Source organism: Rhizobium sullae (assembly GCF_025200715.1).
GTDB classification, from domain to species: Bacteria; Pseudomonadota; Alphaproteobacteria; order Rhizobiales; family Rhizobiaceae; genus Rhizobium; species Rhizobium sullae.
Map to the genome: position 1 here is coordinate 1 of NZ_CP104145.1, position 11,141 is coordinate 11,141.

Sequence of the window (11,141 nt, forward strand, 5' to 3'; positions counted from 1 at the left end):
ATGGCCGGTAAACCGGCACGAAGCCGCCAAGAGGGAAAGATGGCGATAGCACAACGGGTAGAATCGGTGGTTGCTTCCAAGGAAGATGCTGGCAGCAAGATCACGCGCCATGCGGGCCTCCTGTCTCAACAATTGCAGCAACTTCGAATGCGCATGTATCCGCCGAAGTCGGAAAAGACGTTGCGGCAGTTCCTTACTAACGAAGTATCCAAGTTGACGTCGATACCAGATTCGACCTTGAAACTGATGTCCAGCGAAGGGCGCGGTCCGAGCCCGAGCAGGCTCGAAAACAATCATCGCGTCTATACGCTTCCACAGATCAATGAGTTGCGTGAACTCTTTGCAAAACAGAAGCCAGCTGATTCACTGCGCTTCCTTCCCCGCCGGCGGGAGGGAGAGCATCTGCAGGTCATAGCAATCGCGAACTTCAAGGGTGGGAGCGCCAAGACGACCACCTGTGTTCATCTTGCGCATTATCTTGCTCTTCATGGCTATCGGGTTCTCGCCCTTGACCTTGATCCGCAAGCTTCCCTTTCGGCCTTGTTTGGCGCTCAGCCTGAAGTCGATGTGGGAGCGAACGAGACGATCTACGCAGCCCTGAGGTACGACGAAAGCGCTCGGCGCCCAATACGCGACATTATCAGGAAGACCTACTTCGACGGTGTCGATCTCATCCCCGGCAATCTTGAGGTCATGGAGTATGAGCACGAGACACCTCGTGTTCTGGCGAACAAATCGAGTTCTGGGGCAATCTTCTTCGAGCGGCTCAAACTCGCTCTCGCTGAAGTCGAGGCGGACTACGATGTTGTCATCCTGGATACGCCCCCGTCGCTTGGGTTCCTGACCCTGAGTGCGATCTACGCTGCGACGAGCATGATTATCACGGTCCATCCAGCGATGCTGGACGTGGCCTCAATGAGCCAGTTTCTTCTCATGATGGGAGACCTGATCAGTGTTCTCAACGAAAGCGGAGCTCAGCTCGATCAGGACTTCATTCGTTATCTGATTACGCGACATGATCCGAATGACGCACCCCAGTCGCAGGTGGTTGCCATGATGCGCCACCTCTTCGGAACAGACGTGTTGCTTCCGACGGCAATCGAGAGCACCGCGGTCGAAGCCGCCGGGCTGGCCAAGCGATCGATCTATGAACTCGAAATGGGACAGATCGGACGTGATACCCACAAGCGAGCACGAGAGGCAGTCGACGCCGTGAACGAGGCCATTGTTCGCCTGATCAACACGAGCTGGGGGCGTGAATGAGCAAATCCCCCCGCAAATCTATTGTCGCAAGCTTCGGACTGCTTTCCGCGGAGCTGGAAAGTGATCAGGCCGCGGATCAGCAGCAGCCGTCAGTGTCCCCTGCGCCTTCTGCTGGCAATCGCGTCGGAGCTGGCGTGATCGGAGCGGCCCATCGAGCCATCGATGACATCCGGACGGAGCGAGATCGTTTGAAGGCTCTCCTTGAGGCGGGAGGCGGTTCGGTTCGAGATGTGGACCCATTGCTTATTGACCCCTCCCCCTACCCGGACAGGCTGCCTGACGACGACGCAGGCGACTTCGAGGCGTTCAAACGTTCGATCGAGACGGATGGACAGAAGGTGCCCATTCAGATCCGGAAACATCCGTTATCACCTGGCCGCTACCAGGTGGTCTATGGCCATCGGCGCTGGCTTGCTGCCATGCAACTTGGCCTGCCCGTCCGCGCGATCGAGGTCGAGATTTCCGATGTCGATCTTGTTGTCGCGCAGGGTATCGAAAATGCCAGCCGTCAGGACCTGACATGGATCGAGCGCGCCTTGTTTGCTTTCCGCATGGATGAAGCCGGAATCAAACCGCGGGATATCTACGCAGCGCTTTCTATCGAGGACGCGGAACTGGCTCGGATGCGAAGCGTTTATCGATCCGTCCCTGCTGATGTCATTGAAGCCATCGGACGGGCGCCAAAGATTGGGCGTCCACGCTGGCTTGATTTGGCCAAGACGGTTGCGGGCGACTCAGGAATGCTTGATGCCCTACGGGCGGCGCTGGTTAAGAAGGGGGATGCGGCTGAGACCTCCGATCAAAGATTTCAGCGTGTGTTGAACGCCATCAAGCCAGAATCGACCGGTCGCCGGGAGCCAAGCCCGATTACTGACAAGGGCGGGACTAAGCTCGGCGCCTTGCTGATGTCCTCGAAAGAGGTTCGAATTTCGGCCGAGGGTTCACTCGGGATCGAGTTTTTGAAGTTTGTTGAGGCGGAGATCCCAGCGCTTACGGAGCGCTTTGCCCGCCTAAGACACGAAAAACTCTGACAGCTGTCAGAGTTTTAGAGGCCAAGAAAGGAAACGCTGCAAAAGAAAAAGGCCCCCTAAACGTTGCCGTCGTGGAAGCCTCTCTCTCTGTGTGACAACTAGAGAATCGCATTTCCCCGAATCCCAGTCAAGAGTCTTTGGCACCGTAATTTGGTGAGCAGGTTTCTTTTGCCTCTTTGAAGGTGAAGAAAATGCAGATTGGAAGTGTGACGACGCCGTTCGGGCGGCGGCCGATGACGCTTGCCTTGGTGAGGCGGCAAATTGAGACGAGCGAGATCAAGCCAGGCAAGTCGGCCGACAAATGGAAGGTCTTTAGGGACGCCTCCGAAGCGAGGGAGTTGCTTGGATTGCAGGACCGCAGCCTAGCCGTCCTCGACGCACTCTTGAGCTTTTATCCAGACAACGAATTGCGCCAAGATGCGCAACTCATTGTTTTCCCATCCAACGCGCAATTGACACTTCGGGCGCACGGTATCGCCGGCGCTACGCTTAGGAGACATCTGGCTCTTCTCGTTGAGGCCGGACTTATCGTTCGTAAAGACAGCGCGAATGGGAAGCGCTACGCTCGGAAGGACAAGGCGGGTGCGATCGATAATGCATTCGGCTTTGATCTGTCACCGTTACTCATGAGAGCCGAGCAGCTCGCCATGATGGCGCAACAGGTCGTTGCCGATCGTTTAGCGCTCCGGCGGGCGAAGGAAAATTTGACAATTTGCCGCCGCGACGTCCGAAAGCTCATTTCGGCCGCGATCGAGGAAGGCGCCTCAGGGGACTGGGAGAACATCGAAGCGATCTACGTCGGCCTCGTGGGCAAGATTCCGCGCTCTCCGACGCTCAGCGATGTGAATTCAATCCTGGACGAGATGGAACTCCTGCAGGGGGAGATCATCAACGTTCTGGAAATGCAGCAAAAAGACGAAAATACTAGCACCAATGATGCTCACAATGAGCGTCACATACAGAATTCAAAAACCGAATCCACCTATGAACTTGAACCTAGCTCTGAAGATGAGCGGGGCGCGAAGTCGGTGGATGATGATCGGCCGAAGCGGGAGCCGGTCCGTAATTTTCCGCTTGGCATGGTGCTGCGAGCCTGCGCAGGCATCTCGATGTATGGGCCGAGCGGGGCCATCGGCAGTTGGCGCGACATGATGGCCGCCGCGATCGTCGTGCGGTCGATGCTGGGCGTCAGCCCGTCGGCCTATCAGGAGGCCTGCGAGGTGATGGGGCCGGAAAATGCTGCGACAGCGATCGCCTGCATCCTTGAGCGGAGTGGACATATCAATTCGCCGGGAGGCTATTTGCGAGACCTCACGCGCAAGGCGGAGCGGGGCGAATTTTCACTCGGACCGATGCTGATGGCACTCCTCAGTACTGCCGGCGACAGCGGACGCAGGGCAGGGTGAAAACGATGGTGGGAGATCGCCAGCAGGGTAAAAACCCTGACAGCTGTCAGGGTTTTAGTCGGCGGAACGGGTTGCCGTGATAATTCCCGATGCTGGCGCTGTTGAGCACTATGGGCGCCAGCGGTTTGTCGTTTGCAGTTTAGAATTGCGGGATTCTGACCAGACATTGGTACCTAATTGAGATTCGCTGAGGTGATCGACCGTGGCTAACATCTTGTAATGTGGCTCATAACCTTGCTTCGGAGCAGGGGCGGAGCGAATCGTACGACGAGTCGAAAGCCAGAGGGCGGCGTCGCTTCGTCGCGTACTGCTCCTAAACAAAAGCTTGATCGCGCCGCACGTCGTCGGCTGACTACACGAGTCGGCAAATGGGAGTTTGTGATGGACGAAGAACTGAGAAGTTATTGCCTGACATTGTTCGAGGCCTGTCTTGCACAAATTAAAAGTGGGAAGCCGGGACCGAGTATTCTGACTTCTCCCGAATTTGAGGCAACACTCGGTCTCCTCTGCCGAAAGCTGAAAGCGGTCGGTTTGGCCGCAAGTTTTTTGGGATGTTGGACCTTGAGCCCGCCGATGTTGCGTCTGTCCGTCGCGAACTTATTTCCTTATGCCCCAACCCGATCCGGGGCGGACGGCGCCAACTGTGAAGGTGGGTGAGTCTCAGTTTTCAGTTATTGAGGACGATTGCATCGCTGTCTCCGATACCTGGCAGCAGACCAATAGGCGTTCACCAATCTTCACGCGAAGGCTCGACCGCTAGGATCCAAGGCTGCTGTAGTCAGCGGGCGATAGCGTACAGCATTGAAATCTCGAGACGCCGATTTTGTACGTGCCAGTCAGGATGAGTGTCTACCAAGAATTATCAGTTCGCCATTAGAAGTGGTTCGATAGCTAAGGACGTTTCTGATGACAAAATATCAAGCCATTTCCACTGTTGAAACGCTTCTGAAGGAAACGATTTCATCTTTCCAGTCCGCTTTCAACATGTCCGAGCCGAGTTACGTCCACAATCTCAAGACAGGTAACAATCCTCGCAAATTCCGACCCGAGCATGACGAACTCGATCAGATTGTCACGTTCTTGATCTGTGAACGTTTCGATTTTGAAATAGATGAAGATCACCTTGGAAAAATTGCGAACTGCTACAATACCGAGGCGCCGCGTAGGCCAGCCAACCTTCGGCACAACCTAGTTTTGAGCCTGAAGAACGGACTGCTCACGTACAGCTTGCCAGGTGATAAATCTCCTACTGCGCCAAGGCGACCGGTGGCTTACCCGTTTCCAATCCGGGACCAACTGAGCTCGATGGGAGATGGCGTGCGGCGTTTGGAGAACTGCTTTGTCAGTCCAGGGACGACTTCGCCCGAACATATAGCGCTCTTCGCCGCGCTATTGCATACCGCCGTCAGCGCAACATCCAGCTTTTTTCCAGATATGGCGAAGTACGTTCAGCCTGAGAGCGACTCCCTCATCGCTCAGTTCGCAGCGGCCTTATAGGGCCACACCGGTCAATCACGCCTCATGTCTATCTCGAACACAAAAAGAAATTGCGGCGGCGGACAGCTTGCTGACCCTGCATCTCATCTCGCCTTACAGCAACCTGGTTGCTCGCCCGCTTCTACGGGTTGCATTGTTGTAGTAGCTGGACGCTTGCTGCACAGAACGATGCCGTGACTGCTCCATCGCCTCGGGGAGCGGAATGCCGCGATTGGCGGCTTCTGTGAGATAGCCTGAACGCAATCCATGCGCAGAAATCTCGCCAGCCGACAGCCCAGCCATCGCCGCTCGCTGCTTGATGATGGCATTGATAGACTGCGGATCGAGCGCCCGCCGCGAGATAGTCCCCCAGCGCCCGATCGCCCGGAACACGCTTCCGCTCTCGATCCTGGCAGCAACCATCCAGGCATTCAGCGCCTCGACAGGCCTACCGGTCAGAAATACGACGTCGTCCTGTTCGCCGGTCGTGGTCTTGGTGCGGCCGAGATGAATGGCGAGAGAGGGGAGGGGAGGGCCGCCTGGCACCTCGATCGGAGGCTCGACGGTCAGCTGTTCTCGGCGCAATCCGGCGATTTCGCTGCGCCGGCGGCCACCGGATGCAAAGGCGACCATCAGAATCGCCCGGTCGCGCAGATCCCGCAGGCTGTCGGTCGCGCAGGTCGACAGCAGTTTTGCCAAGACGTCGCCGGTGACCGCCTTGGCGCTCTTGCGCCGACGCGTCCGAGGGACGGCGCGCACGGCAAGGCGGATCGCCGATTTCACGGAAGGGGAGGCGAAGGTGCCGTCGAGACCACGCCATTTCGTTAGCGTCGACCAGTTCGCCAGCCGCCGGCGCACCGTTGCTGACGCGTGCGGTCCGACGGATTTGAGAAAGCCTTGGCGCCGGAGGTTTTCGTCGACGTCGGCCGGCATGCCGTGATCCGGATCGGTCTCGCGGCGTTGCGGGTCCCAGAGATGATGGGCGACGAATTTCAAAAGCAGCGCCTCGGGCGCCGGCCAGGGCAGGGATTTTCCAGTCACTGCCATCCCCCAGGCTTCGAGATAGGCGAGATCCGAGGTCAAGGCCCGCAGTGTGTTGTCGCCCATACCCTGGTTGACGAGATGGCGCAGCGTCTCGACATCCTGGTCGGTGAGCAGCTCGGCAAGCTCGTCGCGGCGCTCGAGCGGCAGCACCGCGGCGATCGTGTCGAGCTCTTCGGCGCGCCGCTCCACGGCGGTCAGTGATGTCTTGGGTTTGGCCACAAGCGCTCCAAATCGCTGTATTCGGCGGCCATGTCGGCCTTGCTTTGCTGCGATTCTTGCTGATTTGCGCCGTGAAATCAATCTACCATCGATAACCAGTACTTATCGATGGCCAGGATCGCATTTGGAATCCGCAGCTATGACGGAAGGTAGAGCCGATATCACTTCTGGTTAATGGCGGATTTACCATGATTGCAATGGCTTACGATCTTACGAAACGGCCATCCAGAGCCTGCTGCCGCCGATTTCGAACGCCGGCGTCGCGCCGGAGCGTCTCGACGAGCGCGCCCGCTCGCCGGTCGGTCAGGGATGGATCGAACGCACCCACTTCACTGATGCCTGTGCCTCGCTGTGGATCGATGGCGAACTCGTCCATCTCGAAGACCTCGTCCTCCACGACGCCACCCGCGATATCCGCACCCCAACCCACGAGCTGACCATCGCCCGCGACGTGCTGCGCACCCGCCGGCGCATCGCTGCGCAGTCGCCGGATTGGGCCTTGTCCGCAGAGGGTATCCGAACCTTGCGACAAACATCGGACATCAATTCGGCCGGCGCGGGCGAGGGGAAGACTGCCGTCGTCATTCGCCCCGCGGCGCCGATAAATCCGGAAGGGGAGGGGGAGGAGGGTGACGACGCCAAAGATCTGCCCGGCGTCGACTATGCCGCCATCGATGCGGTACTTGCCCGATCGGAGGCCGCGATCGAAAACGCAACGCGGCCCGGCCGCGCCAGCGGGGCAGACAGAGACGCACTGGTCTATGATCTCGACTGGGACGAGGATTCCAGGTTGGAGGAATGGCGCGGCGTGTTGCGACAAGCCCAAGAACTACCGGCGGTGCTGCAGGCGATTGTCGCCCTCGATGCCTGGAACGAGCTTGCTGTTCTACAGCACGCACCCTGGCTCGGCCGGCTGCTTTGCGCGTCGATCCTTCGCCAAGCCGGCATCACGTCAGGCGCCCATCTTGCCGCCATCAATCTCGGCCTGAAAACCATTCCCGTCGATCGGCGCCGGAACCGCGATCGCGAGACTCGGCTGCTCGCGATCGCCCACGGGTTTTTGGCGGCCGCCGAGCTCGGCTTGAAGGAACATGACCGTCTGGCCCTGGCCCGAACGTTGTTGGAGCGAAAACTCGATGGGCGGCGGACGTCTTCAAAGCTTCCAAAACTGGTCGAGTTGGTGATGGCGAAACCGTTGGTGTCGGCCGGGATGGTGGCGAAGACGCTCGACGTGACGCCGCAGGCGGCGCGGCGGATTGTTTTGGAGCTCGGCCTTCGCGAGATGACGGGGAGGGGGAGGTTTCGGGCGTGGGGCGTTGTTTAGAGTCCGTTCAAGAAAGCGGATATCGAGCGAGCCTTCTTGTCATTAGCTTGATCATAGCGGTCTGAATGAAGGCGAGGCTTGTGCCAGAGAAGCGCTCGAAATCCTTTGCCATTCGGCGGTTTATGCCGAGCCACGCCAACGTCCGCTCGACGATCCATCGCTTCGGGAGCACCTGAAAGCCGGCCTGATTGCGTTTGACGATTTCCATCGATCGCGGACTGGCCTCTTCGACTGTCGGGCCCTGATACCCGCCATCGCCGCAAATTTTCTCGATGAATGGAAAGCGGTTGACGAGCCTGTCGAAAACAAGTGCTGCTCCATCACGATCCTGAATACCTGCCGAATGAACCTCCGCTTTCAGAAGCATGCCCAGGGTATCAACCAGAATGTGCCGCTTGCGGCCCTTGATCTTCTTGCCTGCGTCGTATCCGATATCGAGACGGGCATCTGGGCCGGTCTTCACCGATTGGCTATCGATGATGGCAAATGACGGCTGTTCTTCGCGCCCCTCAAGCCGCCGCGTCCGGCAGTAGAGCGCGTCATGGATACGACGCCACGTCCCGTCCCGGCAGAACCGCTTGAAATAATGATAGACCGTGCTCTTCGGTGGAAAATCATGCGGCAGCAATGCCCATTGGCAGCCTGACTGCAGCAGATAGAAAATCGCGTCCATCACCGCCCGAAGCGACGTCTTGCGTCGGCGGCCCAGTCGAGGCTGCCTTGGCATAAAGGGTTCGATCAGGCCCCACTCACGGTCAGTCAGATCGCTTGCGTAGCGCATGCGGCTTCTGTCATGATGACGCCGGGTGAAGGGTGTCCAGGCCATTCGATCTCTCCGTATTTGTCGCAAAATACAAAGAATCTGATTGCCGCCCTTCACTCAACCCCACGACCGCCAGCCATTCTTGAACAGACACTTAGAACACTGCACTTTTCCCGGTCCCAGTATTTCGTTTAGAGGAAGCTGCTGACGGCACCTCTTGCGAATTCAGGCGTTCGACTGTTGTCGCGAGGAGCCAGCCGGGCGAAGTGAACTCGAATGCAAGCCGATCAAACATCTGCCATGCAAGTCTGATGTTTCTCCCGGTGATAGGTTCGATGAGCTCGAATACCGAATCCTCTTCGCGCGAGAAGAGGGTCGTTTTGAGACCGCGCAATGCTGCCGCGGCCACCAGCTCGTCTAGGTCATAGATGACGAAAACAATGATATCGCCCCACATAAATCGATAGGACGATTCCCTGTCTCGAATCGAGAGGATAAGAGGGCTGTACGGCGCCCAAGACCGGTTTGTCTTAACCTCGTTAAGTGGATAGGCGATTGGGTGCCCAAGGCTGAACCCATGGATGGTGGCGTTTAAGTCAACAGCCCCATCGGCTATCGCGACATACCAGAGACCGCGCTCTGGGGATTTGAAGGCGGCGCCTGTTCTGGCCGCCGCGATGATGGTGTCCTCCATCACATCGGCGTAACGTAATTCAGGAGAATGATGGGCTGTTCGGTAGATCTTTCCAAGCCCACGCAGGCAGGGTATTTCGTCGTTCTCAAAAAACTCCATCAACTGGCGAATGGAGTCGCGCTGTTGCCGCCCTCGTCCAGCTCACCAAGCTTGACTTCAATAAGAACGGGGTCCGGGCCAGCCATGAGGCAAACGTCCCCATGCCGGATCGTGTTTGTGAGGTCGGCGAGCAAAGCGGGGATACCCTGACGGAGCCACTTTTCAACCTCGTCCCATTCGCCAACAAATCCCGCCTTGCCTGAAAGAAAGCCAGCGTCCTGCTTAGCATTTGTATTATGCGTGTTGTAGAAAGCTTGCCTTAGCGCGAACTTGTCCATGAAAAGGAACGCAACCGCGTCCCCAAACGATCGCCATATGTACGTGAGATGGCGATAGGCCTCAACTTGCGTCATTAGCGAGATCGACCTATCCGAACCATCATGCTCGGCAGTCAGCCTCAGGATCGACTTGATCCGACGAATTTTCCGTTCGGCTCGCGTAATTTCCTTCACCAGCAACCGTTGTAGCAGCCAGAGCGGATGCAGCATCGTCGGCGACGTGTCACCCCAGCTCCCATGGCCGCCTGAAGGTTTCTTATGTCTTCAAGCAAGCCGTGGGCTCGTTCGAACGACATACGACGCTTTTTAATCATTGTCTCCAAGTACCATTGACCGGATTCGGTTGGGTCGCCGTCCTCTCTTGAGACCCAGCGCTATGTCGCCGTCAAGGGCACGGACTGCAGGTACCCTCGCAGGCAACGGAAAAACATGTTGCCCAAGGACGTTTCAATGTCCATCACGACCGTGACTTAAGTTGTCCCAGACTTGTGGCTCGCGCAGTAAAAATTGCCGGAGCAAAATAAACCGATTTCCGGGTTTTTTGAGCTTTCGGTAGACCTCGACTGTACGAGAAACTCGGTCTATCAATCTTCGATTGCATTCGAGATAGGTTCTTAGTGTCTGTTCAAGAATGGCTGGCGGTCGTGGGGTTGAGTGAAGGGCGGCAATCAGATTCTTTGTATTTTGCGACAAATACGGAGAGATCGAATGGCCTGGACACCCTTCACCCGGCGTCATCATGACAGAAGCCGCATGCGCTACGCAAGCGATCTGACTGACCGTGAGTGGGGCCTGATCGAACCCTTTATGCCAAGGCAGCCTCGACTGGGCCGCCGACGCAAGACGTCGCTTCGGGCGGTGATGGACGCGATTTTCTATCTGCTGCAGTCAGGCTGCCAATGGGCATTGCTGCCGCATGATTTTCCACCGAAGAGCACGGTCTATCATTATTTCAAGCGGTTCTGCCGGGACGGGACGTGGCGTCGTATCCATGACGCGCTCTACTGCCGGACGCGGCGGCTTGAGGGGCGCGAAGAACAGCCGTCATTTGCCATCATCGATAGCCAATCGGTGAAGACCGGCCCAGATGCCCGTCTCGATATCGGATACGACGCAGGCAAGAAGATCAAGGGCCGCAAGCGGCACATTCTGGTTGATACCCTGGGCATGCTTCTGAAAGCGGAGGTTCATTCGGCAGGTATTCAGGATCGTGATGGAGCAGCACTTGTTTTCGACAGGCTCGTCAACCGCTTTCCATTCATCGAGAAAATTTGCGGCGATGGCGGGTATCAGGGCCCGACAGTCGAAGAGGCCAGTCCGCGATCGATGGAAATCGTCAAACGCAATCAGGCCGGCTTTCAGGTGCTCCCGAAGCGATGGATCGTCGAGCGGACGTTGGCGTGGCTCGGCATAAACCGCCGAATGGCAAAGGATTTCGAGCGCTTCTCTGGCACAAGCCTCGCCTTCATTCAGACCGCTATGATCAAGCTAATGACAAGAAGGCTCGCTCGATATCCGCTTTCTTGAACGGACTCTTAGAGGGG

Annotated in this window: 9 protein-coding genes and 1 pseudogene; 6 read left to right on the forward strand and 4 right to left on the reverse strand. The window is 57.4% G+C overall.

Translation table 11 applies throughout. The features are described 5' to 3' along the window. Positions 1-39 precede the first annotated feature (39 nt). The 4 genes from repA to N2599_RS34090 all read left to right on the forward strand — a co-directional run bounded on the left by repA (position 40) and on the right by N2599_RS34090 (position 5,197). Complete coding sequence (gene repA / locus N2599_RS34075) at positions 40-1,263, forward strand: plasmid partitioning protein RepA (protein ID WP_037143914.1); 1,224 nt, start codon at positions 40-42, stop codon at positions 1,261-1,263. Then, positions 1,260-2,294, forward strand: a complete 1,035-nt coding sequence (repB, locus tag N2599_RS34080) for a plasmid partitioning protein RepB (RefSeq protein WP_027513383.1) — start codon at positions 1,260-1,262, stop codon at positions 2,292-2,294. Before repA ends, repB begins: the two co-directional genes overlap by 4 nt. Positions 2,295-2,485: 191 nt before the next feature. Continuing rightward, on the forward strand, positions 2,486-3,700 hold the full coding sequence (gene repC, locus N2599_RS34085; RefSeq protein ID WP_027513384.1) for a plasmid replication protein RepC: 1,215 nt from the start codon (positions 2,486-2,488) through the stop codon (positions 3,698-3,700). 906 nt (positions 3,701-4,606) lie between these two features. After that, positions 4,607-5,197: a hypothetical protein gene (locus N2599_RS34090; RefSeq protein WP_051336824.1), complete on the forward strand. Its 591-nt coding sequence runs from the start codon at positions 4,607-4,609 to the stop codon at positions 5,195-5,197. Between the two features lie 93 nt (positions 5,198-5,290). Here N2599_RS34090 and N2599_RS34095 read toward each other — a convergent pair whose 3' ends face one another. Next, complete coding sequence (locus N2599_RS34095) at positions 5,291-6,439, reverse strand: site-specific integrase (protein ID WP_027513385.1); 1,149 nt, start codon at positions 6,437-6,439, stop codon at positions 5,291-5,293. A gap of 188 nt (positions 6,440-6,627) precedes the next feature. Between N2599_RS34095 and N2599_RS34100 the strand changes: the two are divergent. Then, a pseudogene (locus N2599_RS34100) lies at positions 6,628-7,763 on the forward strand (RHE_PE00001 family protein). A gap of 7 nt (positions 7,764-7,770) precedes the next feature. On the opposite strand, the gene N2599_RS34105 reads toward N2599_RS34100, so the two are convergent. The 3 genes from N2599_RS34105 to N2599_RS34115 form a co-directional block, all read right to left on the reverse strand. After that, a complete protein-coding gene (locus N2599_RS34105; RefSeq protein ID WP_087003020.1) occupies positions 7,771-8,589 on the reverse strand; it encodes an IS5 family transposase in 819 nt (272 codons plus the stop codon). 91 nt (positions 8,590-8,680) lie between these two features. Next, positions 8,681-9,319: a hypothetical protein gene (locus N2599_RS34110; protein ID WP_027513952.1), complete on the reverse strand. Its 639-nt coding sequence runs from the start codon at positions 9,317-9,319 to the stop codon at positions 8,681-8,683. Further along, positions 9,319-9,807 carry a hypothetical protein gene (locus tag N2599_RS34115; RefSeq protein ID WP_027513951.1) on the reverse strand — a complete coding sequence of 163 codons (489 nt, stop codon included), beginning with the start codon at positions 9,805-9,807 and terminating at the stop codon, positions 9,319-9,321. The genes N2599_RS34110 and N2599_RS34115 overlap by 1 nt, the downstream gene beginning before the upstream one ends. Positions 9,808-10,305: 498 nt before the next feature. On the opposite strand from N2599_RS34115, the gene N2599_RS34120 reads away from it, so the two are divergent. Beyond that, positions 10,306-11,124 (forward strand): IS5 family transposase, encoded by an 819-nt coding sequence (locus tag N2599_RS34120; protein WP_087003020.1) that lies wholly within the window; start codon positions 10,306-10,308, stop codon positions 11,122-11,124. The last annotated feature ends 17 nt before the right edge of the window (positions 11,125-11,141 follow it).

Excerpts from the sequence above, each read along its gene's own strand:
- repC (WP_027513384.1), top strand. The coding sequence starts at position 2,486 with ATGCAGATTGGAAGTGTGACGACGCCGTTCGGGCGGCGGCCGATGACG.
- N2599_RS34120 (WP_087003020.1), top strand. The coding sequence starts at position 10,306 with ATGGCCTGGACACCCTTCACCCGGCGTCATCATGACAGAAGCCGCATG.
- repA (WP_037143914.1), top strand. The coding sequence starts at position 40 with ATGGCGATAGCACAACGGGTAGAATCGGTGGTTGCTTCCAAGGAAGAT.
- repB (WP_027513383.1), top strand. The coding sequence starts at position 1,260 with ATGAGCAAATCCCCCCGCAAATCTATTGTCGCAAGCTTCGGACTGCTT.
- N2599_RS34110 (WP_027513952.1), bottom strand. The coding sequence starts at position 9,319 with ATGGAGTTTTTTGAGAACGACGAAATACCCTGCCTGCGTGGGCTTGGA.
- N2599_RS34115 (WP_027513951.1), bottom strand. The coding sequence starts at position 9,807 with ATGCTGCATCCGCTCTGGCTGCTACAACGGTTGCTGGTGAAGGAAATT.
- N2599_RS34090 (WP_051336824.1), top strand. The coding sequence starts at position 4,607 with ATGACAAAATATCAAGCCATTTCCACTGTTGAAACGCTTCTGAAGGAA.
- N2599_RS34105 (WP_087003020.1), bottom strand. The coding sequence starts at position 8,589 with ATGGCCTGGACACCCTTCACCCGGCGTCATCATGACAGAAGCCGCATG.